The organism is Curtobacterium pusillum, assembly GCF_007673235.1.
In the GTDB taxonomy this organism is placed as follows: domain Bacteria; phylum Actinomycetota; class Actinomycetes; order Actinomycetales; family Microbacteriaceae; genus Curtobacterium; species Curtobacterium pusillum_C.
The window spans coordinates 405,210-428,392 of the sequence record NZ_VDZH01000002.1 but is presented as its reverse complement, the minus strand read 5'-3'; the positions used below and the strand labels follow the sequence as shown (position 1 = coordinate 428,392).

General features: G+C 71.6%; 21 protein-coding genes. 8 read left to right on the top strand and 13 right to left on the bottom strand.

What is annotated here, in order from left to right; all coding sequences use genetic code 11:
- The 4 genes from FS532_RS06730 to FS532_RS06715 all read right to left on the bottom strand — a co-directional run bounded on the left by FS532_RS06730 (position 1) and on the right by FS532_RS06715 (position 4,181).
- Positions 1–432 carry a zf-TFIIB domain-containing protein gene (locus FS532_RS06730; protein WP_144751732.1) on the bottom strand — a complete coding sequence of 144 codons (432 nt, stop codon included), beginning with the start codon at positions 430–432 and terminating at the stop codon, positions 1–3.
- A gap of 138 nt (positions 433–570) precedes the next feature.
- Positions 571–2,790 carry an alpha-galactosidase gene (locus tag FS532_RS06725; RefSeq protein WP_144751729.1) on the bottom strand — a complete coding sequence of 740 codons (2,220 nt, stop codon included), beginning with the start codon at positions 2,788–2,790 and terminating at the stop codon, positions 571–573.
- Positions 2,790–3,773 carry a magnesium and cobalt transport protein CorA gene (locus FS532_RS06720; protein ID WP_144751726.1) on the bottom strand — a complete coding sequence of 328 codons (984 nt, stop codon included), beginning with the start codon at positions 3,771–3,773 and terminating at the stop codon, positions 2,790–2,792. Before FS532_RS06720 ends, FS532_RS06725 begins: the two co-directional genes overlap by 1 nt.
- Before the next feature lie 57 nt (positions 3,774–3,830).
- Positions 3,831–4,181 carry a hypothetical protein gene (locus FS532_RS06715; RefSeq protein ID WP_144751723.1) on the bottom strand — a complete coding sequence of 117 codons (351 nt, stop codon included), beginning with the start codon at positions 4,179–4,181 and terminating at the stop codon, positions 3,831–3,833.
- A 168-nt stretch (positions 4,182–4,349) separates the two neighbouring features.
- On the opposite strand from FS532_RS06715, the gene FS532_RS06710 reads away from it, so the two are divergent.
- The gene (locus FS532_RS06710) at positions 4,350–5,171 is read left to right on the top strand and encodes a tryptophan-rich sensory protein (RefSeq protein WP_144751720.1); all 822 of its coding nucleotides are present in this window, start codon (positions 4,350–4,352) and stop codon (positions 5,169–5,171) included.
- 124 nt (positions 5,172–5,295) lie between these two features.
- On the opposite strand, the gene ald is transcribed toward FS532_RS06710, so the two are convergent.
- The 4 genes from ald to FS532_RS06690 form a co-directional block, all read right to left on the bottom strand.
- Positions 5,296–6,396, bottom strand: coding sequence for an alanine dehydrogenase (gene ald / locus FS532_RS06705; RefSeq protein ID WP_144751717.1), 1,101 nt, complete (start codon positions 6,394–6,396; stop codon positions 5,296–5,298).
- 125 nt (positions 6,397–6,521) lie between these two features.
- Positions 6,522–7,910, bottom strand: a complete 1,389-nt coding sequence (locus FS532_RS06700; RefSeq protein WP_144751714.1) for an FAD-binding oxidoreductase — start codon at positions 7,908–7,910, stop codon at positions 6,522–6,524.
- 9 nt (positions 7,911–7,919) lie between these two features.
- Positions 7,920–8,888, bottom strand: coding sequence for a helix-turn-helix transcriptional regulator (locus tag FS532_RS06695; protein WP_144751711.1), 969 nt, complete (start codon positions 8,886–8,888; stop codon positions 7,920–7,922).
- A 60-nt stretch (positions 8,889–8,948) separates the two neighbouring features.
- On the bottom strand, positions 8,949–9,911 hold the full coding sequence (locus FS532_RS06690; protein WP_079236723.1) for a sugar-binding transcriptional regulator: 963 nt from the start codon (positions 9,909–9,911) through the stop codon (positions 8,949–8,951).
- 194 nt (positions 9,912–10,105) lie between these two features.
- Between FS532_RS06690 and FS532_RS06685 the strand changes: the two genes are divergently transcribed.
- On the top strand, positions 10,106–11,848 hold the full coding sequence (locus FS532_RS06685) for a glycerol-3-phosphate dehydrogenase/oxidase (RefSeq protein ID WP_144751706.1): 1,743 nt from the start codon (positions 10,106–10,108) through the stop codon (positions 11,846–11,848).
- Between the two features lie 87 nt (positions 11,849–11,935).
- Here the strand turns inward: FS532_RS06685 and FS532_RS06680 are convergent, their stop codons facing one another.
- Entirely contained in the window at positions 11,936–12,592 is a 657-nt protein-coding gene (locus FS532_RS06680) for a histidine phosphatase family protein (protein WP_144751703.1), read from the bottom strand.
- A 28-nt stretch (positions 12,593–12,620) separates the two neighbouring features.
- Positions 12,621–12,743 carry a type B 50S ribosomal protein L36 gene (ykgO, locus tag FS532_RS06675; RefSeq protein WP_017888460.1) on the bottom strand — a complete coding sequence of 41 codons (123 nt, stop codon included), beginning with the start codon at positions 12,741–12,743 and terminating at the stop codon, positions 12,621–12,623.
- A 58-nt stretch (positions 12,744–12,801) separates the two neighbouring features.
- Between ykgO and FS532_RS06670 the strand changes: the two genes are divergently transcribed.
- On the top strand, positions 12,802–13,824 hold the full coding sequence (locus tag FS532_RS06670) for a GTP-binding protein (RefSeq protein WP_144751700.1): 1,023 nt from the start codon (positions 12,802–12,804) through the stop codon (positions 13,822–13,824).
- A gap of 92 nt (positions 13,825–13,916) precedes the next feature.
- On the opposite strand, the gene FS532_RS06665 is transcribed toward FS532_RS06670, so the two are convergent.
- Positions 13,917–15,446 (bottom strand): MFS transporter, encoded by a 1,530-nt coding sequence (locus FS532_RS06665; RefSeq protein WP_144751698.1) that lies wholly within the window; start codon positions 15,444–15,446, stop codon positions 13,917–13,919.
- A gap of 191 nt (positions 15,447–15,637) precedes the next feature.
- Here FS532_RS06665 and FS532_RS06660 point away from each other — a divergent pair, with 191 nt between their 5' ends.
- Entirely contained in the window at positions 15,638–16,162 is a 525-nt protein-coding gene (locus tag FS532_RS06660; protein ID WP_144751695.1) for a DinB family protein, read from the top strand.
- 234 nt (positions 16,163–16,396) lie between these two features.
- On the opposite strand, the gene FS532_RS06655 is transcribed toward FS532_RS06660, so the two are convergent.
- Positions 16,397–17,359: a sugar-binding transcriptional regulator gene (locus FS532_RS06655; RefSeq protein ID WP_144751692.1), complete on the bottom strand. Its 963-nt coding sequence runs from the start codon at positions 17,357–17,359 to the stop codon at positions 16,397–16,399.
- 25 nt (positions 17,360–17,384) lie between these two features.
- Positions 17,385–18,245: a GolD/DthD family dehydrogenase gene (locus FS532_RS06650; protein WP_144751689.1), complete on the bottom strand. Its 861-nt coding sequence runs from the start codon at positions 18,243–18,245 to the stop codon at positions 17,385–17,387.
- Positions 18,246–18,363: 118 nt separating this feature from the next.
- Here FS532_RS06650 and FS532_RS06645 point away from each other — a divergent pair, with 118 nt between their 5' ends.
- From FS532_RS06645 to FS532_RS06630, 4 genes are all read left to right on the top strand, one after another.
- Positions 18,364–19,494 carry a zinc-binding dehydrogenase gene (locus FS532_RS06645; RefSeq protein ID WP_144751686.1) on the top strand — a complete coding sequence of 377 codons (1,131 nt, stop codon included), beginning with the start codon at positions 18,364–18,366 and terminating at the stop codon, positions 19,492–19,494.
- Positions 19,495–19,523: 29 nt separating this feature from the next.
- Complete coding sequence (locus FS532_RS06640) at positions 19,524–20,837, top strand: MFS transporter (RefSeq protein WP_222121947.1); 1,314 nt, start codon at positions 19,524–19,526, stop codon at positions 20,835–20,837.
- 70 nt (positions 20,838–20,907) lie between these two features.
- Complete coding sequence (locus FS532_RS06635) at positions 20,908–22,650, top strand: dihydroxyacetone kinase family protein (RefSeq protein WP_144751683.1); 1,743 nt, start codon at positions 20,908–20,910, stop codon at positions 22,648–22,650.
- A complete protein-coding gene (locus FS532_RS06630) occupies positions 22,647–23,129 on the top strand; it encodes a ribose-5-phosphate isomerase (protein ID WP_144751680.1) in 483 nt (160 codons plus the stop codon). The genes FS532_RS06635 and FS532_RS06630 overlap by 4 nt, the downstream gene beginning before the upstream one ends.
- Positions 23,130–23,183 lie beyond the last annotated feature (54 nt).

Here is a 23,183-nt window from a genome sequence, read left to right as displayed (position 1 = left end):
TCAGTCGAAGAGCTCGCTCAACCAGTTGCCGCGACGCTTCTTGCCGTACCCGTACTGCTGCTGCCCGTACCCGGGCTGGCCGTACTGCTGCCCGTACCCGGACTGCCCGTACCCGCGGCGACCCTTGTCCCACGACCCCGGCGAACCGGGCGACCCCGGCGACGCGTACCCGTTGCGGGGCACGGCCATCCCGGGCGCGTACGAGGGCTGCGGGTACGGCCCGCCGGACTGCGGGTACGCGGGGTTCGGCACGGCCTGCTGCGCCTGCGGGGCCGGCGGCGGCGTCTGCGTGGGCGTACCCGAGCCGCGCTCGATGATCTTGTCGAGCTCACCGCGGTCGAGCCACACGCCCCGGCACTCGGGGCAGTAGTCGATCTCGATGCCGGACCGCTCCGACATCACGAGGGTGGCCTGGTCGTTGGGGCACTGCATGGGGAGGTCCTTCCGAGCGGAGGCGCCGGTCGAGGCGCTTCCTGTGATCCTGGCCAGGTTGCATGGGGCGACCATGCGAAGGACCTGGACGGACCCGGTGAGCCGACCCGCGCCTCCAGGCCGGGTGCCCCGCTGCGGTCAGACGGCCGTCAGTCGGAACGGCACCACGCAGTCCGCCGGGACGAGGGGCGGCTGCAGGCCGACGCGCTCCAGCGCGCTCCCCCGGAACACCCGCTCACCGGCCCACCACGCGGGTGCCGAGATCCCGCGGCCGTTCCCGACGACGACCGGGTCGACGCGGTAGACCGTGTCGGGGTCCAGGTCGCGGAAGGTGATGCGTCCGGTGCCCGACACCTCGGACCGACCGACGCTGGCGAAGAAGAACAGTGCCTCCCGCCTGTCCGGCGCGACGGTGCCGTACACGAGGCGGGTGTCGTCCACCTCGTCGACCCGGACCAGGTCCCCGCCGTGCAGCAGCCCGCGCCACTCCTGGTACAACGCGATCCACTCGGCGAGCGCTGATTCCTCGGCCGGGGTCGCCTGCGCGAGGTCCCACTCGATGCCGAAGTGCCCGACGATCGCGGTCCCCGCGCGGAAGGCGAGGTCGTGCACCCGTCCGGTCGTGTGGTTCCGCCCGCTGGCCACGTGCGACCCGAGCAGTTCCGGCGGCAGGAGCTGTTGCGTCCACCGGTGCATCTGCTGCCGTTCGAGCGGGTCGATGTCGTCCGACACCCACACCCGGTCGGTGTGCTCGAGGACGCCGAGGTCGACCCGGGCACCACCCGACGAGCACGACTCGATCTCGAGCGTCGGGAAGCGCTCCTTGAGCGTGGTCATCAGCCGGTAGGCGGCGAGGGTCTGCTCGTGCACGGCCGCGGAGCCGCCCGGGTGACCGGCCTCGACGAGGTCGCGGTTGTGGTCCCACTTCACGTACTCGATGCCGTACTCGCCGATGATCGCCGTCATCCGTTCCAGCAGGTACGCGAAGGCCTCCGGGATCGCCAGGTTCAGCACCTGCTGGTGGCGCGACCGGATCGGCAGGCGACCGTCGGCCTGCAGGATCCACTCCGGGTGGGCGCGGGCGAGGTCGCTGTCCTCGTTGACCATCTCGGGCTCGAACCACAGGCCGAACTCCATGCCGAGGGCCCGGACACGGTCGACGATGGGACCGAGACCGTCAGGCCAGACGTCCTCGTCGACGTACCAGTCGCCGAGACCCGCGTGGTCGTTCCGGCGGTGTCGGAACCAGCCGTCGTCGAGGACCCAGCGCTCGACCCCGAGACGTGCCGCGCGTTCGGCGAGGTCGGTCAGGCGGGCGAGGTCGTGGTCGAAGTAGACGGCCTCCCAGACGTTGAGGGTCGTCGGGCGCGGGGTCGTCGGGTGGCTCGGGCGGCTCCGGAGCCACCGGTGGAACCGGCGCGCCTGGTCGTCGAGGCCGTCCCCGTACGCCGCGTACAGCCAGGGGCCCTCGTACGTCTGCCCGGTGTCGAGCCGGACCTCGCCGGGCAGCAGCAGTTCGCCGCCGCCGACGACCTGCCGACCGGTCGCCAGACGTTCGGCGAGGTGCCGGTGGTTGCCGCTCCACGCCGTGTGCACGCCCCACACCTCGCCGCGGGCGAAGCCGAACCCGGGCGTCCCGACACTGAGGACCGTCGCGGCGTCGGCACCCGTGCGGCCCTTCCGCCCCTCGCGCTCGTGGGTGCCGACGACGAGTTCGCGGCGCTGCGGGGTGCGTTCCTTGCCCCAGCGGCCGGCGAAGTCCAGGACCTCGCGGGCGTGGGACGGGATCGGGAGCGCCAGGGTGAGGTCGTCGACGGTGTACGTGCCCGCGGCGGTGTTCGTGACGGCGGCACGGGTGCGGAGGAGTCCGGAGGGCAGCATCTCGACGGTCAGGCGGAGCGCGAGGCCGGCGGTGCGGTCGACGGCGTGGGCGGTCACCGAGCCCGGGCCGCGGCCCTGGCCCTGGCCCTGGCCCTGGCCTTGGCTTTGGCTTTGGTTTTGGCTTTGGCCCGTCTCGGTGCCGGTGCCGGGTTCGGTGTCGACGTCGAGGTGCTCCACCGTGAACGCCGGCGACCAGTCCCGGCCGTCCCGGTGCCCGGACAGCCCCGGGCGGCCCGTCCACCCGCGGTGCGGCTCGGGCAGGATCGCCAGGCGCACCGGCACGTCGGCCTCGTTCGGGGCGACCGGCGCGACGTCCGCGTCGGCCAGGGCAGCGAGCTCGGTGCCGTCGAGCAGGCCGAGGGCGGCACCCCAGTGCACCACCGCCGGCAGGGCGTGGTCCCGGCAGTCGAGGACGAGGGAGACGCCTCCGGCGGTCAGGTGGACGACGTCGTTCGTGGGCACCGCCCCAGTCTCCATCAGAACCAGCGTTTGACCTTGAACACCACCCAGAGGACCGCCGCGAACAGCACCATCGCCACGATCGCCAGCGGGTACCCCCACGGCCACTGCAGCTCGGGCATGTGTGTGAAGTTCATGCCGTAGATCGCCGCGACGAGCGTCGGTGCGAACAGGATCGCCGCCCACCCGGAGATCTTCTTCGTGTCGTCGTTCTGCTTCTGCGCCGCGAGGGTCGAGTCGACCGTCAGGGCGTTCTGCAGCAGCTGACGGAAGGTGTCGAGGCGCTCGACGGTGCGGATGGCGTGGTCGAGGACGTCACGGAAGCGGCGCTGCATCTCCACCGGCAGGTGGTACTTCTCGGCACCGCGGTGCAGGTTCTCGATCATGTACACGAGCGGCCGGGCGGCACGCTGGAAATCGACGACCTCGCCGAACAGCTCGTAGATGCGTCGGGAGACCCCGGCCTCGCCCGCGAAGAGCTGGTCCTCGATCTGGTTGATGTCCTCCTCCAGCCCGTCGATCACCGGCACGTAGCCGTCGACGATCGAGTCCATCAGCGCCCAGAGCTGCGCCTGCGGTCCCACCGTCACGAGGCCCGGCTTGCCGCTCATCCGCTGCAGGGCACGCGGGACGTTCTGCTTGCCGCGCGGGTCCGCCTGCACGACCGCGAGGAAGAACTCCTCGCCGACGAAGGCGTGCACCTCGCCGAACTCGACCTCTTCCGCCTGGTCGTTGTAGAGCGCCGGCTTGAGGACGACGAACAGGGTCTTGCCGTAGCGCTCGAGCTTCGGGCGCTGGTGGCCCTCGGCGGAGTCCTCCACCGCCAGCTCGTGCAGGCCGAGGGCGACCGCGACGTCGCCGAGCTCCTGCGCGTCGGGCTGGTGCAGCACGATGCACGCGCTGGCGCCCTGGTCCTCGAGCATCCGGAAGGTGTCGTCGAGCGAGGGACTCGGGATCGGGGCGATCCGGTCGACGTAGACGGTGTTCAGCTCGACGGTCACGTGCCCACCGTACGCACCCGCGAGCCCGCAGCGCCCCACGGCACTCCACGGCGCGCTTCAGCGCACGGATCGGTACCGCGTCCTGCCCTCCGGCGCGAAGACGACCGTGCCGTCGCCAGCGACGAAGAGGGCGAAGTACCCGTCCGTGATCCGCTCGGCGGCGCGCTCGACGTCGACCTCGACCCAACCCGACCGCTCGAACGACCACAGCGTCGTGTCGGCCGCGGCGCCGCGCACCGCCGCCGCCGGGTCCACGGAGACGTCCTCGACGGCTTCCGGACGCCACCACCCAGACCGGGCGAGCTGGCGCTCCACCTTGTCGTGACGGCCGCGCTCCAGGAGCGTCCGGACGCGGTCGGCCTGCGACGGTGCGGTGATGGCGACGACGGCCTCGACTGCCTGTTCCATGCCGACGTGCCTACCCCACGCGCCTGAGCGGCGGACGTCCGGTGCGGGGCGGGGGTGCACCGCGCCTCCCGTCCAGCCCGTCCCCCGTCTGCTGGACGTGCGCTGCGCGCCGTGGCCGGTCACGCGCCTACGGTGCAGGTCATCAGCATGCTGACGAAAGGGGCTGACATGAAGAGGATCTGGAAGCGGATCGCGGTCGCGGTGAGTGCGGTCGTCGCGGTGGTCGGCGCGTTCGTCGGCTCCGGGGCAGCCGGCGGGACGCCGATCCAGGACGCGGCGGGCGGCGCGCTGTCGGCGTCCTCCACGGCCATCGCGCCGGACGGACCGGCGTTCTCGATCTGGAGCGTCATCTACGTCGGGTTGCTGGCGTACGCGATCCGGCAGTGCTTCCGCACGGCGGACGACGACCGGCACGCGCGGCTCACCCTGCCCGTCGTGCTGTCGCTCCTGCTCAACGCGGCGTGGATCCTGTCCGTGCAGTTCGGGTTCCTGTGGCTGAGCGAACCGATCATCGTGGCTCTGCTCGCGGTGCTGGTGTGGACGTTCGTGCTGCTGCGGCGCTCCCGACCGTCGGGCGTCGTCGAGGCGATCGTCACCGACGGCACGTTCGGGCTGTACCTCGGGTGGGTGTGCGTCGCAACGGCGGCGAACACGGCCGCGGTGCTGACGGCTGCGGGCTTCCGGGGCTTCGGGCTGGGCCAGGACGTCTGGGGTGTCGTCGTGGCGCTCGTCGCCGGGCTCGTCGGGGTCCTGCTCGCGGTGTGGGGCCGGGGGCGCCTGGCGCCGGCGGCGTCGCTCGCGTGGGGGCTGGCGTGGGTCGCGGTCGCGCGGCTCGACGGACCGCTCGTGTCGACGCCGACCGCCGTCGCCGCGGTGGTGGCCGCGGCTGCGGCGGTCGTCGTGACGCTCGTGGTGCGGGCCCGGGCCGGGTGGCGCGGCGCGCCTGCCGCGGTGGCCGGAGGCGCGAAAGCGACACACTTCGCGCACTGACGGCGGTCCGCTCCGCCGAAGCGACAGATTCCCGCCGAACATCGGCGGGAATCTGTCGCTTTCGCGGAAGCCGCCCGAGCCCGCCGTCCACCGGGCGGCGCGGCCGCCCCCCCCCGCCGCGCGCTCAGCGCGCGGCGGGCACGAGGCCGTGCGCGGCCGCTACGGCCTCGTTGACGACCTGCCCCGCGTGCACGTTCACCCCGAGGGCGAGCGCCGGGTCCGCCGCGGTCGCCGCCTCCCACCCCTGGTTCGCGATCGCCACGGCGTACGGCAGCGTCGCGTTCGTCAGCGAGATCGTGCTGGTGCGGGGCACGGCACCGGGCATGTTCGCCACGCAGTAGTACACCGAGTCGTGCACGGCGAACGTCGGGTCGTCGTGGGTCGTCGGGTGCGAGCCCTCGAAGCAGCCGCCCTGGTCGATCGCGATGTCGACGAGCACCGAGCCGGGCTGCATGTCCGCGACCATGGCGTCGGTCACGAGCTTCGGCGCCGAGGCCCCGGGGATCAGCACCGACCCGATCACGAGGTCAGCGTCCCGCAGCGACTCGGCGATCGCGTGCGACGAGGACCGCAGCGTCGTGACCCGACCGTCGAACCGGGCGTCGAGCGCGCGCAGCCGGGGCAGGCTGATGTCGAACACGGTGACGTCCGCGCCCATCCCGAGCGCCATGGTCGTAGCGTGCTCGCCCGCGACGCCGCCGCCGATCACGACGACGCGGCCCTTCGGCGTGCCGGGGACCCCGCCGAGCAGCAGCCCGCGGCCGCCCTTCGTGCGCATGAGGTGGTTCGCGCCGACCTGTGCGGACAGCCGTCCGGCGATCTCGGACATCGGCGAGAGCAGCGGCAGCGAACGGTCCGGCAGCTGCACGGTCTCGTACGCGATCGCGGTGGCGCCGGAGTCGACGAGGGCGTCGGTGAGCGGCCGGTCGGCGGCGAGGTGCAGGTACGTGAACAGGACCTGCCCGGGGCGGATCGAGGCGTACTCCGACGCGACCGGCTCCTTCACCTTGAGGATCATCTCGGCGCGTGACCAGACGTCGGCCGCGGTCGGGACCACGGTCGCGCCGGCGGCGGCGTACTCGGCGTCGGGGAACGAGGAGCCGTCGCCCGCCCCCGCCTGCACCAGTACCTGGTGGCCGTGCAGCGTCAGCTCGGCGACGCCGGCCGGGGTGGCGGCGACGCGGAACTCGTTGTTCTTGATCTCGGTGGGGACGCCGATGAGCATTGCGGACTCCTTCGTGGGCGGTGCTGCTGTCCCCACCATTGAGCCCCGGATTCGTTACAGCAGCATTACGCCCGAACGATCTGTCGCAGAAGGATCGATCGGTGCGACGAGATTCGGTGGAGCGCTCAGAACACCTTGCCCGGGTTGAGGATCCCCGCGGGGTCGAACACGGTCCGGATGCCCCGCTGCAACTCGAGCACGTCGTCGCCGAGTTCGTCGCCGATCCACCGCCGCTTGAGCACCCCCAACCCGTGCTCTCCGGTCAGCGTCCCGCCGAGTTCGATCGCCGCACGGAACATCGCGTCGGCCGCCTGCCACACGTGCGGTGGCACGTCGTCACCGTCGAACACGAAGTTCGGGTGCAGGTTGCCGTCCCCCGCGTGCGCCACCGTCGGGATCGCGATGCCGTACCGGGTGCCGATCTCCGCGATCCGCGCGAACATCTCGGCGAGCCGACTGCGCGGCACGGCGACGTCCTCGATGAGCACGCGACCACGGGCCTCCATCGCCGGGTGGAACGAGCGACGGATCGTCAGCAGGCGGTCGCGTTCCGCCGCCGACCCGGCCAGGTGGACGGTCCCGCCCTCGGTCTGGAGGCGCGGCACGGCTCCCAGCGCCGCCTCCGTCGCGCCCGGGCCGTCCCACTCGACGAGGAGGAACACCCCGTCCGCCGAGGTACTCCCCGTCGTCTGGGTCATCACCTCCGGCCCGAGGTAGGCCGCAATCCCCTCGAGCGCCGCCCGGTCGAGCAGTTCGACGGTCGACGGACGGGCAGCATCGGTGACGACGAGCGCCGCAGCCCACGCCGCGCGCTCGACGTCCGGGAAGACGGCGGCCAGCGTCGCGGGCTCGCCCTCCGGGATCGGCACGAGTCGTACGGTCGCGCCGACGATCACGCCGAGCGTGCCCTCCGACCCGACGAGCAGCGCCGTGAGGTCGAGGCCGGTGACACCCTTCACGGTCCGGTGCCCCGTCGACACGAGCCGACCATCGGCCAGGACGACGTCGAGCCCCAGCACCGCTTCGCGGGTCACGCCGTACTTCACGCAGCGCAGGCCTCCGGCGTTCGTGGCGATGTTGCCGCCGACGCTCGAGATCGCCGCACTCGCCGGATCGGGCGCGAAGCGCAGGCCGAACTCGGCGACCGCGGCGTTCAGATCGCCGTTCAGCACGCCGGGTTCGACGATCGCGTACTCGTCCTGCGTCGACACCCCGAGGATGCGGTCCATGCGCGCCACGCTCAGGACGACGCTGCCCTCGGTTCCGTTCGCACCGCCCGCGAGCCCGGTACCGGCGCCGCGCGGGACGACCGGCACGCCGAGCGCGGAACACGTCCGGAGGGTCGCCTGCACGTGCTCGACCGTCCGGGCCTCGACCACGGCGACGGGCCCACCGGGCGCGATCCAGCCGGACTTGTCCGTCCGAGCGGCATCGAGCACATCCGGCTCGGTCCGGACGACGGCGCCGTCCGGGTCGACGAGCGCGGAACGGAGGGCGGTGACGACGGTGTCCATCCCGCCACGCTACCGAGCGCGGAGGGACTCGCTCGGCAGTTCCCCGAAGCGGGAGCGGTACGTCGCCGAGAACCGGCCGAGGTGCCCGAAGCCCCACGCACGGGCGACGTCCGCCACCGACGTGTCGTCGCGGTCGCCCCGGACGAGGTCGGCTCGAGCGCCGTCGAGCCGTACGCCACGGAGCAGGTCACCCGGGGTCTGGTCGAGGTGCCGACGGAGGGACTGCTGCAGCCCGCGCGGACTGAGCCCGGCCGCCGCCGCGATCTCCGGCGTGCCGATCGGTTCACGTGCGTGCTCGTGAACGTACTCGAGCGCCCGCCGGAGCCGCTGGTGCTCGGGTCCGCTGCCGGTCACCGTCGACCGCCACCGGCTGCGCTGCGGGAACGCCGCGATCGCCGCGGTCGCGAACGCCTCGGCGATGTCCCGCTGCACCGTCGCGGTCAGCTCGTGGTCGACGTCGAGCCAGGTGGCCGAGTGCGCGCGGACGACCGACTGCCACGCACGCATGCCCTCGGTCGACGGGCGGCGCAGGGGCTCGAAGGCGAAGTCGTCCTCGCCCACGACGGACCGGAGGAACCCGGCGTCGAGGTGCACGAGGTTGAGCGCGATGTCGCGGTGGTGGAGCTCGTAGGTGTCGTCGAACGGCAGGACCACGGGCACGCCGGGCTCGAGATCGTGCGATTCGCCGCCGTACGTGATCGTGCTCGATCCGCTGCGCATCCAGGCGACGAGGAACTGGTCGTCGACCCGGCTGTCACTCCGGAGGTCGACCATGAACCGGGACGACCGCAGCGACATCCGGTCGTCGCCGACCCCCGCGAAGTCCCAGTGGCACTGCTTGCGGGTCCGCCGGACGGAGGGGGCCCGGAAGTCGTAGTCGCCGCCGAAGAACGCCAGCGCCTGGTCGATGTCGGTGCCCACGAGCCGCCGGTAGTACCGGGTGTCGCCGGGACGGCGCGGATCGATCGTGGCAACCATGCTCCAGAACGTACTGCGCACCACCGACAAAGTAGTTCGGAAGGTGACGCAGAGCGCCGCTCAGGGCTGCAGGATCGCCTGCCCGACGCTCTCGTCCAGGATGAGGTCGGTGATGAGCCCGGCGGCGAGCGCACCCTTCAGCGACGCCGCCTTCGACCGCCCGGCGACGACGCAGACCCGACGAGGCGCGCGCTTGATCGTGTCGAGGTCCGGCGCCCCCGCGCGGGCGTTCACGCCGATGTCCTTCCACGAACCGTCGGCCCGGTAGAACACGGTCGAGACGTCCCCGACCACCTGGGCCTTCGTGAGCTCGTCACGGTCGGACGGGTCGAGGTAGCCGCCGGAGTACACGTGCGAGGGCACCGGGGCCTGGGGCGCACCGACACCGAACACGACGAGGTCCATGCGCTCGTGCAGGTCGAGCACGCGGCGGATCGAGCGTTCCCGGAACAGGGCCTCCTTCGTCGCGGGGTCGTCGAAGAACGCCGGGACGGGGAACTGCTGCACGAACGCGCCGTAGGCCTCGCCGAACCTGCGGAGGATCTCGGACGCGTAGACGATGCCGGTGGTGCGGGTGTTCGCGGCGCCGTTGATCTGCACGACCGTCGAGCCGTGGGTCGTCTTCGGCACCAGGTAGCGGCTGACGGCGCTCACGGTCGAACCCCACGAGATGCCGATGACCATGTTCGACTCGACGTACTGCGTGAGGATCCGGGCGGCGGACAGGGCGACCCGCTCGAGCCGGTCGACGTCGCTCGTGTGGTCCGGCACCGGCACCACGTGCGCGTGCACCCCGAAGCGCGACCGGATGCTGCGGCTCAGCGCGGCGGCCTGGTCGAGGGGCGAACGGATCTGGATGTCGACGAGCCCGGTGTCCCGGGCGTACTTCAACAGGCGCGACACCGACGACCGCGACGTCGCGAGCTCGTCGGCGATGGCGTCCATCGTCAGGTCCTGCAGGTAGTAGAGGTGCGCGGCGCGCAGCGCCTGCTGCGTCCGCATGGGCTGAGCCGCATCGCTCATCGTGCTCCGATCGGTAGAACGCAACCATGCACGGACGTGCACGGCCTCTGCAACCCCTGTCGCGCCTCCAGGCCGCTGTCGGGGCCGTGTCCACAGGTGTGCTGCACGTTCGTGCACGCAAGTTGCCCGACCTCTCACCAGAGGCGCACGATCGGTGTCGAACCCCACGGAACCGACCAAGGAAGCGACGCAGCATGTCGAAGAAGACGCAGCCCCGGAACACGGTGAACGCGCTCACGGAGCGCCCGAACGCACAGGTCCTCGTCGTCGGTGGCGGCATCAACGGCATCGCCACCTTCCGCGACCTCGCCCTGCAGGGGGTCGACGTCGCCCTCGTCGAACGGAGCGACTACGCCTCCGGCGCCTCCGCCGCGTCGAGCCACATGATCCACGGCGGCATCCGCTACCTCGAGAACGGCGAGTTCCGCCTGGTGCGCGAGAGCGTGCAGGAGCGCAACGGGCTCATCCGCATCGCCCCGCACTACGTCAAGCCGCTGCAGACGACGATGCCGATCTTCTCGACCTTCTCGGGCATCATGAACGCCCCGCTGCGCATGCTGACGCACAAGCAGCGCTCCACGAAGGAGCGTGGCGCGATGCTCATCAAGATCGGCATGACGATCTACGACTCCTTCTCGCGCGACGGCGGCTCCGTCCCGAAGCACGTCTTCCGCACGAAGAAGGCCGCGCTCGAGGACATGCCGGCCCTCAACAAGGACCTGAAGTACACGGGCACCTACTACGACGCGTCCGTGCACGAGCCGGAGCGTCTCGCGCTCGACGTGCTCAAGGACGGCCTCGCCGCGGGCAAGGGCACCGGCTCCGCCGCGACAGCCCGTGCGACCAACTACGTCGAGGCCGCTGGCACCCGCGACGGCGGCGTGCTGCTCCGCGACCGCGAGACCGGCAACGAGTTCGTGTTCACGGCCGACGTCGTCATCAACGCCTCCGGCCCCTGGACCGACCTGACGAACGGCGCGTTCGGCGGCGAGACGAAGTTCATGGGCGGCACGAAGGGCTCCCACATCGTCGTGCAGAACGACGAGCTGCTCGAGGCGACGAAGGGCCGCGAGCTCTTCTTCGAGAACGACGACGGCCGCATCGTGCTCATCTACCCGCTCAAGGGCCGGGTGCTCATCGGCACGACCGACATCGACGCCGACCCGTCGAAGCCGGTCACCACGACCGACGAGGAGATCGACTACTTCTTCGGGCTCGTGAAGCACGTGTTCCCGCAGATCGACGTCACCCGCGACCACATCGTCTACAGCTACTCCGGCATCCGCCCGCTCCCCCGCCACGAGGACACCGCCCCCGGCTTCGTGTCGCGTGACTACCGGATCGTGGACACCCAGATCGCCGGGCTGCCGGGGTCGACCGTGCTGTCGCTCGTCGGCGGCAAGTGGACGACCTTCCGCGCCCTCGCCGCGCACCTGTCGACCGAGGCCACCACGAAGCTCGGCGTCACCCGATCGGTCGACACGACGGGCATGCCGATCGGTGGCGGCAAGGAATTCCCCACCACGGACGCCCAGCGTGCCCTGTGGATCAAGTCGCACCGCGACGGGCTCGAGGCATCGGTCGTCGAGGGACTCCTCGAGCGCTACGGCACCCGTGCCGCCGAGGTCGTGGACGTCCTGGTCGACGGCCCCGTCGAGCCGCTCGAGTCCGACCCCGCGCTGACCCGCGCCGAGGTCGCGTACTTCGCCGAGCACGAGCAGGCCGTGCACCTGGTCGACGTGGTGCTCCGCCGCACGAACCTCGCGTTCGTCGGTGGCGTCACGATCGACCTGCTCGACGAGCTGGCCGACGTGCTCGCCGGTTCGCTCGGCTGGACGCCCGAGGAGCGTGCGGACGAGGTCCAGCAGACGCTCGACGTCCTGCGCGAGGCGCACCGGGTGATCGTGCCGCTGACGTCCGCCTCGCAGCTCGCGTAACGCTCGTCCCTTCGGACTGGAGGCGCGGTGCCAGCTGGCACCGCGCCTCCAGTCCGTCTGTCCGCGCGTGCGGTGGCGAGCCGCAGCTCAGAACCGCTCGCCGGTCGGGTCCTGCGCGGTCCGGTCGATGAGCTGCTCGCCGCCGACCGGCTCACCCTCCCAGTCGACCAGGCGCCAGCCGTCGTCGAACGACCCCTCGAGCTCGACGATCCCGGTGTTCTCCAGGTGCCGCTGCGTCCCGAAGTGGTCCGGTGTGTTGTCCGCCGCCGCACTCGCCCAGGTGCGGATCGCGGCGCCGTGGCTGAACGCGGCCGCGACGTCCACCCCGGTCTCCAGGATCTGCCGGACGGCGTCGTCGTAGCGGGCGAAGAACTCCTCGCCGCTCTCGGCACCGGGCATCCGCGTGCTGCGGTCCCCCGCCGACCACCCGTGCACCGTCGAGATGTACATCTGCACGGACACCTTGTCGCGCTTGCCCTGGGTGTCGCCGGCCTCGATCTCGCGGAGACCCGGCAGCACGACCGGCTCGAGGCCGAGCGACGCGGCGAGGGGTGCCGCGGTGATCTGCGTCCGGACCATCGTCGAGACGAACAGGCGCTCGATGCCCCGGTCGGCGAGGGCCGCCGGGAGTGCGTCCGCCTGCTGCTGCCCGAGTTCGGTCAGTCCCGGTCCGGGGACCTCGGCGTCGAGGACGCCGTTCACGTTCGCGGGAGTCTGGCCGTGGCGGATGAGCAGCAGTCGCATGCAACCACCCTACGGACCACCGGTGACGTCACCCCTGGCGGGTGTTCCAGCGCGGGTTCTTCTTGTTGATGACGTACACGCGGCCACGCCGGCGGACCACCTGCGAGCCGGGGATCTTCTTGAGTGCCTTGAGCGAGTTGCGGACCTTCACGGAGCCTCCTTCGACGGCGTTCCCTAGTTGAGAACGATGATCATGTACATTAGCCGACATGCGTCCCGCCGCCATCACCCTCGTCTCCGCCCTGCACGACGTCGACGCCGACCGGGTCGCCGCCCGGATCTCCGTCGGTCACCGGATGCACGCGAGTGGGAGCGCGTTCGCCACGGCCCGCGCGATCGCCGAGCGGGCCGACCAGCTCGACCGCGTCTGCGGGCCCGACGCCGACCACGGCCTGGTCGTCACCCTGCCGCCCGGGGCCGACTCCCGCGCGGTCGGGATGATGCTCGCGAACGCCGCGCGGTCCGAGACCGGGGACGACCGGATCCTGCGGCACGTCGTGAGCGTGCTGCGCGCCAACGACGTCGCACGGCTGCTGTGGTCCGAGGTCGACGACGCGTTCGTCGCGGCCGACCGGGTCGCTTCGCTCGTCGAGTACGCCACCGTCATCGTCCTCGACCGCGTGACCTCTGTCCCCGTCGATCGCCGTCGGGCCCTCCTCGCACTGCTGCACCGCCTCGCGCCGCAGGCCGTGGTCGTCGCGGTGTCCTCGATCCGGAGCGCCGCTGACCTGCCGGCGTCCAACGGCGGGGCGGCGAGGGTCCTCGCGGCCGGCGCCGGGTGGATGCGGGCGCTGTCCGGCTCCGCGGGGCGGGACCCCCGGGACGGCCTGGTCGCCCTGCGCTACCGGGAGCCGCTGCCGTTCCACCCCGGACGGCTCGCCACGGTGATCGAGCACGACCTCGCCGCCGGGGCCAACGGGCGCGTGCTGCGGTCGAAGGGGTTCTTCCGGCTGGCCTCACGACCGGACCACGTCGGAGCATGGTCGAGCCTCGGTGCGATGCTGGCGCTGGACCCCACCGCGAACCCGTCGTGGGACGAGGACGCACCGATCGGTCAGGCGCTGTGGTTCGTCGGCGAGGAGCTCGACGTGCGCTCGATCGAACGGGCGCTCGACGGGGCGTTGCTCACGGCGCCGGAGCTGCTCGCGGGGCCGGAGCTCTGGCGGTCGTGGGCGGACCCGTTCCCGGTGTGGCCGGCGCTCGACCCGTCGGGCGAGCACCGGCACGAGTAGGCGGGCGGGCGGGGCCGGCGGCCGGCGGACTCGGAACGACGAGTCCGACGTCGTACGACATCGGACTCGTCGTTCCGAGTCCGCAGCCACCCTCAGCGCGCCGCCAATTCCTCGTCACGCGCAGCCTCACGCGCGCGGCGCGCAGCGTCCTCGGCAGCGAACGGCAGGTCCCCGAGGTCCAGGTTCGGGTTCGTGTCCTGCGTCAGCACGAGCTCGCGGGCCTCGTCCTCGGTCTCGACCGCCGGCATCGAACCGGGCAGCGGGCGACGCGAGGACTCCTTCATGCAGAACACCCCGACGGCCCCGACGACGCTCATCGCCATCAGGAAGTACGCTGGCGCGAGCTCGTCACCCGTCGCCGTGAGCAGGGCCTGCACGATGAGCGGGGTCGTCCCACCGAACACGGCGATGGCGATGTTGTACGCGAAGCCCATGCCCCCGTACCGCGTCGAGGTGGGGAACAGCGCCGGCAGGGACGCCGCCTGGTTCGACACCCACAGCGCCGTCATGAGCGCGAGGAGCCCGAGCCCGGCGAGCGTCGACCACTGCGCACCGTGGCCGATGAGCAGGAACGCGGGGACGACCAGCACGACCGTGGTGGCCGCACCGATCCACATCACGACCCGGCGGCCGAGCTTGTCGGACAGCTTGCCGGTCAGGGGCAGCATGACCGCGAGCAGCACGAGCACCGGGATCGTCAGCAGGGTGCCGTCGAGCGCGGAGTAGCCGAGCGAGTCGGTGAGGTACGTCGGCATGTACGACGTCAGCGCGTACCCGACGGTGTTCGAGGCGGCGACGAGCATCACGGCGATGACGATCGGGCGCCAGTGGTCGCGGACCATGACGAACAGGTTCGCGGGCCGCTCTCCTTCGAAGGACGCCCGGTTCGACGAAGCCGCCTCCTGCGCTGCCTGCGTGGCCTGGAACACCGGGGACTCCTCGATGCGCAGGCGGAAGTAGATCGCCACGACGCCGATCACACCGGCGGCCAGGAACGGGAAGCGCCAGCCGTACGCGGTCATCGCCTCGTCGCCGAGGGTGAGCTGCAGCACCGAGACGACGGTCGCACCGAGTGCGAAACCCAGGTAGCTGCCGAAGTCGAGGATGCTCGCGAAGAACCCGCGGCGGCGATCAGGGGCGTACTCGGTCACGAACGTGGTCGCCCCGGCGTACTCACCACCGGTCGAGAATCCCTGCGCGAGCTTCAGCACGACGAGGACGATCGGTGCGAACACCCCGATCGTGGCGTACGCGGGCAGCGCGCCGATGAGGAACGTCGACGCCGCCATCATGATCAGCGTCGTCGCGAGGACCTTCTGCCGGCCGATGCGGTCGCCGAGGCGTCCGAACACGATGCCGCCGAGCGGACGCGCGATGTACGTCGCCGCGAAGACACCGAGGCTGAACAGGATCTGGACGGAGGGTTCGGCCGTGGGGAGGAAGACCTTCCCCATCGTGACGGCCAGGTAGCCGTACACGCCGACGTCGTACCACTCCATGGTGTTGCCGACGACCATGCCGCTGACGGCTCGGCGCATCATGCTCTTGTCGACCACGGTGACGTCGCTCACGCGGAGGCGCCGCTCGGGCCGCGTCGGGGTATGGCTGGGATCGGAGCCCATGCATTTCTCCTCGAGGGGATCGGCGGGCCGACGGGTACCGGCCCGGGAACAGCGGACGACGTTACCGAGCGACCGAAATGTCATTGGCCGGTGATTCACAGGAACCGGCGTGTCACCCGAACGAGGGACACCGGCCTTCCGCACGGTGACGGCGATCGCGGCGGTCCGTAACGACGTCATAACATCGCGTCATGGCGATCGAACCCGAGACGAAGAACTGGACGTGGGTCATCGAGTCCGCGTGCCCCGAGTGCGGCTACGACGGCAGCACCGTGACGATCCGCGACGTCCCGGGGATCATCGACGCGAACACGTCCGCGTGGCCCGCTGAGCTCGCCCGCGACGGGGTCCGCGACCGCCCCGACGACCAGACCTGGTCACCGCTCGAGTACGGCGCGCACGTCCGGGACGTCCACCGGAAGATGGCGGAGCGGCTGGCACTCATGCTCGCCGAGGACGCCCCTGCCTTCCCGAACTGGGACCAGGACGCCACCGCTGTGCAGGACGACTACGCCGCGCAGGACCCCGCCGTCGTCGCTCGCGAGCTCGGCGAGGCCGCGCACCGTGCGGCCCGCGCGTTCGACGAGGTCCGGGACGACCAGCTCGCCCGGACGGGCCTCCGCTCCGACGGCAGTGCGTTCACGGTCGCGACGCTCGCCACCTACTACGCGCACGACCCGGTGCACCACCTGTGGGACGTGCGGCGCACGCGGTAGACGCACCCACCTGACGGCCTGGAGGCGCGTGGCGGCCCCGCCCCGCGCCTCCCGTCTGCCCGTGGCCGGCCGATCCGCGCGTGGTGAGCCGATCCGCGCGGAGCAAGCGGAATCGCACATGGGAGGCAGGAAGAAACGGCCCCCTACGCGCGAATCTGCTTCCTACCGCGCGCGCCATGGGAAACAGCGCGCACCTATCGCGCGTGATGGGAAAGGACGCGCACCGGCGAGCGCTCAGGCGAGAGCGTCGAGCAGGGCGCGCGCCGTCGCCGCGTCCGTCACCAGCTCGTTGACCAGTCCCCCGCGGACCGCACCGACGATGCTCGCGACCTTCGCGGCCCCGACCGCGACGCCGACGGCGTGCGGGACGGAGGACAGGACCTCGCGGGAGGTCCGCACCATCCGGTCGCTGCCCGGGAACTCGATCGCCGAGCCGTCGGCGGCGTAGAAGTTGAGGCACACGTCGCCGGCCGCCTGGTCGAAGACGGCGTCCTCGACGGGGACTCCGCGGGCGAGGGCGTCGCGAGTCGGGGTCGGCGCGCCGATGCCGAGGATCGCGCCCTTCGCCCGACCCCAGAGACCGATCACGTGCTGGAACGCCGGGTCCTCGTCGAGCGAGGAGCGCATCGCGGGCGACGGCAGCGCCTGCGCGAAGAGGAACGCCGGGATCGCACCCGAGTGCTCGGCGGCGGTGCGGGTGATCTCGTTCGTCTGGAACCAGGGCATCGGGTCCGCCTGCCCGCCCACGGTCGGGACGAGCTGCACGCCGGCCAGCGGGGGCATGCCCGCGTGTGCGACGTCGTACACCGTGCGACCGGAGGACATCAGCACCGCATCACCCGGGACGAGCGACATCCCCTCGACGGCGGCGGCGAGCGGCGCGGCGAGGTCGGCCCCGAGCGTGGCGGTGTGCGTCACGGCGGCGAGGTGCACGGCCCGGAGCCCGAGCACGACCTGCAGTCGCTCGGCGAGCGCGACGGTCTCGTCCTGGAACGGGTCGACGACCTCGATGCGGACGAGTCCGGCCCGGCGCGCCTCGGCCACGAGTCGCGACACGGTCGGGCGCGATACCCCGAGGCGCGAGGCGATCTCGACCTGGGTGGCGTCCTCGAGGTAGTACATCCGCGCGGCCTGGTAGACCGTGTCGAGCGGGAAGCGGGTCCGGGCACCCTCGGCGGCAGGGATCTCGGCGGACATGGGGCGATCGTAGTCCCGGCGCACCTCAGCGGATCGTGAACCCGCCGTCCACGCGGAGGTCGGCGCCGTTCACCATCGCGCTCGACTCGCCGGCGAGGAAGAGCACCGCGGCGGCGATCTCCCCGGGGGTGGCGAAGCGTCCGGTGGGGATCTCGTCCTGGTGCCGGATGCCGTTCTCGTTCGCCCACGCCGCCCGGCCGAGGTCGGTCAGGACGACGGTCGGCGACACGGTGTTCACGGTGACGCCGCGGCCACCCCACTCGAGTGCGAGCACGCGGGTGAGCCCGATCACGCCGGCCTTCGACGCGCAGTACGCCGCGTGGCCGTCGATGCCGACGTGGGCAGCCTGCGAGGCGATGTTCACGATGCGTCCGTACCCGGCGGCGAGCATGTGCCGGCCGGCGGCCTGCGCGACCCGGTAGGTGCCGGTCAGGTTGACGTCGATGGTCTTCGCCCAGGTCGCGGCGTCGAGGTCCTCGGCCGGGGCGAGCGCTGCGATGCCGGCGCAGTTCACGAGCACGTCGATACCCCCGAAGTGCTCGGAGACCGCGGCGATCGTGCGGGCGACCGAGGCCTCGTCGGTGACGTCGCACCCGAAGCCGGCGTGGACCCCGGAGTCGGAGTCGGCAGCGGCGACGGCCCCGGCGTCGGGCGCGGGCAGATCCGCCGCCGCAGCGGCAGCTCCGTCGGCCCGGACGTCGACGATCGCGACCCGCGCGCCACGTGCGGCGAGCGCCCGGGCGATGGCGTTCCCGATGCCCGAGGCACCGCCGGTGACGATCGCGGTGCGACCGGTGAAGTCGTTCGTCAGGTCCACGCTGCCCGGGCCCGGGCGGAGGGCCGCGGCGAAGTCGGTGGGGGTGCTGGTGGCGGTGCTGGTGGTCATGTGCGCTCCGTTGCGTTCAGTCTGAGGTTCGTCCAGACCGTAGCAGAAATTGTGTTCTGGACAAACGTTCCGGAGGGTGTACAGTCATCGCCGAAGCCACCCAACGGAGGAACAGCTCATGTCGACGACGACCGAGAACGCGGCCACCACTGCCGCCGCCACCATCCCCACGACGATGCGCGCCGTCGTCGTCCACGGCCCGGGCGACTACCGCCTCGAGACCCGCCCCGTGCCGACGCCCGGCCCCGGCGAGCTCCTGCTCCGCACCGACGCCGTCGGCATCTGCGCGAGCGACCTGAAGTGCTACCACGGCGCCGCGAAGTTCTGGGGCGACGAGAACCGCCCCGCCTGGGCCGAGAAGGACCGCATCCCCGGGCACGAGTTCGTCGGCACGATCGTCGCCGGTGACGACGCCGCCCTCGCCAAGCGCAAGGTGTCCGTCGGCGACCGCATCGCGTGCGAGCAGATCGTGCCGTGCTGGGAGTGCCGCTACTGCCTCGAGGGCGCGTACTGGATGTGCAACGTCCACGACATGTTCGGCTTCAAGGGCTACGACGGCGCCATGGCCGAGTACGTCCTCGTGCCCGCCAAGGCCCTGACGCACCCGGTGTCGAGCGCGCTGCCCGGCCAGGTCGCCGCCTTCGCCGAACCGCTCTCGTGCGCCTTCCACGCCGTCGAGCGCGGCGATATCAAGTTCGGCGACACCGTCGTCATCGCCGGTGCCGGCCCGATCGGCCTCTCCGCCATCGCGGGCGCCCGCCAGAAGAACCCGCTCCGCATCATCGCGCTCGACGTCGTCGAGGCGAAGCTCGAGCTGGCCCGCAAGGTCGGCGCGGACATCACGATCAACATCGCCGAGGACGACGCCGTCGCCCGCGTGAAGGAACTCACCGACGGCTACGGCGCCGACGTCTACATCGAGGCGACCGGCCACCCGTCCGCGGTCCCCCAGGGCCTCAACCTGCTGCGCAAGCTCGGCACCTTCGTCGAGTACTCCGTGTTCAAGGACAACGTCTCCGTCGACTGGTCGATCATCTCCGACGACAAGGAACTCGACATCCGCGGCGCCCACCTCGGCCCGCACACCTGGCCGGCCGCGATCAAGCTGCTCGAGACCGAGACCCTGCCGATGTCCGAGATCTGCACGCACCAGTTCCCGCTGGAGCGCTTCCAGGAGGCCCTCGACCTGGTCGGCGACTCCGCCGGCGCCAGCGTCAAGGTGTCGATCATCCCGTCCCTGCAGGCCTGAGCCGAAGCCCACCACAGGAGTCAGCAAGCATGTCAACGACGACACAGCGCGCCACCGGTGCGCCGACGACGCCCCGCACCGAGGGCCGCCTCGACAAGATGGGCATCCCCCGCCCGCTCGCCCTCGGCTTCCTCGCCGTGCTGGTCTTCATGACCGGTAACGGCGTCGAGTCGAACTTCATCACGCCGCACATGGTCGCGGTCCTCGGCAGCCCCGAGGCCACGGTCGCGACGATCGTCACGTTCTACAGCCTCGCCGCCCTCATCGGCAGCTACGTGTCCGGCGCCCTGTCCGACCTGGTCGGTCCGCGCCGGGTGATGATCCTCGGCTTCGCGGTCTGGGTCGTCTTCGAGGTCCTGTTCCTGCTCGCGCTGAACATCGGCAGTGTCCCGTTCGCCGCCGTGGCCTACGCGATCCGTGGCTTCGGCTACCCGCTGTTCGCCTTCGCGTTCCTCGTCTGGGTGAACATCACCACGCCGGTGGAGCGGAACGGTTCGGCCGTCGGTTGGTTCTACGTCGCCTTCACGGGTGGCCTGCCGACCCTCGGTTCCCTGTTCGCGATCGGCGCCATCCCGGTGTTCGGCGGCGGCACGGGCGGTGAGACCGGCGCGATGGTCGCCTCGATCGGCCTGGTCGTCATCGGGTTCCTCATCCTGCTGTTCGGCGTCCGCCTGCCGAACGGGTTCTCCCGCATCGCCCCCGAGGGCGAGAGCGCCTGGCGCGTGCTGACGAGCGGCATCCGGCTCACGGCGACGCGACCGAAGATCCTGATGGGCTTCCTCGTCCGCCTGATCAACACGGCGCCCGAGTTCGGCATGTTCGTCGTCCTGCCCGCCGTCATCGCGAACGAGCGCGGCTGGGGACAGAGCCGCTGGCTGCTCATGACCGTGTGCGTCTACGCGACGAACATCCTCGTGAACGCCCTGTTCGGCTGGGTCGGCGACAAGATCGGTTGGCAGCGCACCGTCAAGTGGTTCGGCATCGTGGGCTCCGCGACCGGCCTCGTCGCCTGGTGGTACGTCCCGCAGCTCGTCCCCGCCGGGTCCGACTGGGGCTACGTGCTCTCGGTCATCGCCGGCTGCGTGTTCGGCTGCCTGCTCGCCGGGTTCGTCCCGATGGGCGCGATCATGCCGGCGCTCGCCCCGGAGCACAAGGGCGCCGCGATGGCGATGTACACGACGGCTGCGGGTGGCGCGGCGTTCCTCGGCACCGGTGTGGTGGCCGCGGTGCTCGCCCTCGGCGGTGGCGGCCAGGCCGTGACCTGGACGTTCGTCGGCCTGTACGCCTGCGCGTTCGTGATGATCCACTTCCTCAAGGTGCCCCAGGGCCGGAGCGCACACTGAGTTCCGGGCGACGGCGGCCGTCCCGCCGTCGCCCGGTGCACCACCCCCACACGACCGAAGGACACGCACCATGACCACGATCCACGACGACCCCGACGAGTTCGCCGAGGACCAGCTCGCCGGCTGGCTCGCCCTCTACGCCGACCGTGTGCGGGGCGTGCACGGCGGCGTCGTCTCCCTGCCGACCGAGGGCGCCGAGCCGCAGGTCGCCGTCGTCGTCGGCGGCGGCTCCGGCCACTACCCCGCGTTCTGCGGCGTGGTCGGTCCGGGCTTCGCCACCGGCGCCGTCGTCGGCAACATCTTCACCTCGCCGTCCACCGCGCAGGTCTACTCGGTCGCCAAGGCCGCCGACCAGGGCAAGGGCGTCGTGCTCTCGTTCGGCAACTACGCCGGCGACACGATGAACTTCGGGCTCGCGGCCGAGCGGCTGAACGCCGAGGGCATCCACACCCGCATCGTGGTCGTCACGGACGACATCGCCAGCGCCGACGAGGAGTCGAAGCGCCGCGGCATCGCGGGCGACTTCTCGGTCTTCAAGGCCATGGGTGCCGCGGCGGCAGCGGGGGCGGACCTGGACGAGGTCGAACGGATCGGCAACGCGTCCAACACGGCGACCCGCACGATCGGCGTCGCGTTCTCGGGCTGCACCATGCCCGGCGCGACCGAACCGCTCTTCACGGTTCCGGACGGCCACCTCGGCCTCGGCCTCGGCATCCACGGCGAGCCCGGCATCCAGGACGTCCCCCTGCTGCCCGCGACCGAGCTCGCGAGCCTGCTCGTCGAACGGCTGCTCGCGGACCGTCCGGCGAACGCCGGCACCCGGGTCGCCCCGATCCTCAACGGCCTCGGCGACACCAAGTACGAGGAGCTCTTCCTGCTCTGGGGCCGCGTGCTCCCGCTCCTGCGGGACGCCGGCATCGAGGTCGTCGAGCCCGAGGTCGGCGAACTCGTCACGAGCCTCGACATGGGAGGCTGCTCGCTCACCCTGCAGTGGCTCGACGACGAACTCGAGACGCTCTGGAGGGCCGACGCGTACACACCCGCCTACCGCAAGGTCGCGGCGCCGGTCGCTGCGCTCGTGCCGGCCGACGCAGTGGACGCTGCCGAGGACGAGGCGACGGTCGTGCCGGACGCGAGTGGTGCCTCCAGGCAGACCGCGCAGACGGCGCGCGCCGCGATCGAGGCGATCGACGCGCTCCTGCGAGAGCACGAGGAGGAGCTCGGCCGCATCGACGCGGTCGCCGGTGACGGCGACCACGGACGCGGCATGGTCAAGGGGATCGGTGCGGCCCGCAAGGCGGTCGACAGGGTCGGCCAGGAGGCAGGGGTCGCCTTCGTCCTCGGACGCGCCGGTGATGCGTGGGCCGAGTTCGCGGGCGGCACCTCCGGGGTCCTGTGGGGTGCGGCACTCGAAGCCTTCGGTCGGTCGCTGCGCGACGACCGCTCCGCGTACGAGGCGACCGACGTCGTCGACGCGGCACAGGCGTTCGCCGACTCGATCGTGCACCTCGGCGGGGCGTCCCGCGGGGACAAGACCCTGCTCGACGCGCTGCTGCCGTTCGTCGACGAGCTGCGGGGCGGCGTCGACGCTGGCAGCTCCCTCACCGAGGCATGGCAGGCTGCCGCCGAGGTCGCCGTCGCGGAAGCCGCGGCGACCGCAGACCTGAAGCCGAAGGTCGGGCGTGCCCGGCCGCTGGCGGAGAAGAGCCTGGGGACACCCGACGCGGGTGCCACCTCGATGGGGATGATCCTCACGCGGGTCGGCGAGGTCCTCGCCACCCGTGCAGCAGACAAGGAAGGGACACACGCATGACGTACCGTCTCGTGGTCGGCTCGGACGATGCCGGGTTCGACTACAAGGAGATCATCAAGGCCGACCTCGAGGCTGATCCGCGGGTCGCGTCCGTGGTCGACGTCGGGGTGGACGCTGACGGGCACACCGCGTACCCGCACGTCGCCGTCGACGCAGCACGGCTCGTCGCGAACGGCGAGGCGGACCGGGCGATCCTGATCTGCGGCACCGGCCTCGGCGTCGCGATCAGCGCGAACAAGGTGCCGGGCATCCGTGCCGTCACCGCGCACGACTCGTTCTCGGTCGAGCGCTCGATCCTGTCGAACGACGCCCAGGTCCTCTGCATGGGTCAGCGCGTCATCGGCGTCGAGGTCGCCCGACGCATGGCGAAGGAGTGGTTGGGCTACGAGTTCGACCGGTCGAGCGCGAGCGCGTCGAAGGTCGCCGCGATCTGCGAGTACGACGGGTCGGCCCCAGCGGGCGTCGACGCGACCGCGTAGCTGCCCGGTACTTGCGCGGTAGCGGTCTGCAAAACACCGGTGTTCACGCGCTGA

Excerpts from the sequence above, each read along its gene's own strand:
- FS532_RS06630 (WP_144751680.1), top strand. The coding sequence starts at position 22,647 with ATGACGTACCGTCTCGTGGTCGGCTCGGACGATGCCGGGTTCGACTAC.
- FS532_RS06650 (WP_144751689.1), bottom strand. The coding sequence starts at position 18,245 with ATGACCACCAGCACCGCCACCAGCACCCCCACCGACTTCGCCGCGGCC.
- FS532_RS06640 (WP_222121947.1), top strand. The coding sequence starts at position 19,524 with ATGTCAACGACGACACAGCGCGCCACCGGTGCGCCGACGACGCCCCGC.
- ald (WP_144751717.1), bottom strand. The coding sequence starts at position 6,396 with ATGCTCATCGGCGTCCCCACCGAGATCAAGAACAACGAGTTCCGCGTC.
- FS532_RS06730 (WP_144751732.1), bottom strand. The coding sequence starts at position 432 with ATGCAGTGCCCCAACGACCAGGCCACCCTCGTGATGTCGGAGCGGTCC.
- FS532_RS06635 (WP_144751683.1), top strand. The coding sequence starts at position 20,908 with ATGACCACGATCCACGACGACCCCGACGAGTTCGCCGAGGACCAGCTC.
- FS532_RS06700 (WP_144751714.1), bottom strand. The coding sequence starts at position 7,910 with ATGGACACCGTCGTCACCGCCCTCCGTTCCGCGCTCGTCGACCCGGAC.
- FS532_RS06725 (WP_144751729.1), bottom strand. The coding sequence starts at position 2,790 with ATGGAGACTGGGGCGGTGCCCACGAACGACGTCGTCCACCTGACCGCC.
- FS532_RS06710 (WP_144751720.1), top strand. The coding sequence starts at position 4,350 with ATGAAGAGGATCTGGAAGCGGATCGCGGTCGCGGTGAGTGCGGTCGTC.
- FS532_RS06665 (WP_144751698.1), bottom strand. The coding sequence starts at position 15,446 with ATGGGCTCCGATCCCAGCCATACCCCGACGCGGCCCGAGCGGCGCCTC.
- FS532_RS06690 (WP_079236723.1), bottom strand. The coding sequence starts at position 9,911 with ATGAGCGATGCGGCTCAGCCCATGCGGACGCAGCAGGCGCTGCGCGCC.
- FS532_RS06685 (WP_144751706.1), top strand. The coding sequence starts at position 10,106 with ATGTCGAAGAAGACGCAGCCCCGGAACACGGTGAACGCGCTCACGGAG.
- FS532_RS06680 (WP_144751703.1), bottom strand. The coding sequence starts at position 12,592 with ATGCGACTGCTGCTCATCCGCCACGGCCAGACTCCCGCGAACGTGAAC.
- FS532_RS06715 (WP_144751723.1), bottom strand. The coding sequence starts at position 4,181 with ATGGAACAGGCAGTCGAGGCCGTCGTCGCCATCACCGCACCGTCGCAG.
- FS532_RS06660 (WP_144751695.1), top strand. The coding sequence starts at position 15,638 with ATGGCGATCGAACCCGAGACGAAGAACTGGACGTGGGTCATCGAGTCC.
- FS532_RS06655 (WP_144751692.1), bottom strand. The coding sequence starts at position 17,359 with ATGTCCGCCGAGATCCCTGCCGCCGAGGGTGCCCGGACCCGCTTCCCG.
- FS532_RS06645 (WP_144751686.1), top strand. The coding sequence starts at position 18,364 with ATGTCGACGACGACCGAGAACGCGGCCACCACTGCCGCCGCCACCATC.
- FS532_RS06695 (WP_144751711.1), bottom strand. The coding sequence starts at position 8,888 with ATGGTTGCCACGATCGATCCGCGCCGTCCCGGCGACACCCGGTACTAC.
- FS532_RS06670 (WP_144751700.1), top strand. The coding sequence starts at position 12,802 with ATGCGTCCCGCCGCCATCACCCTCGTCTCCGCCCTGCACGACGTCGAC.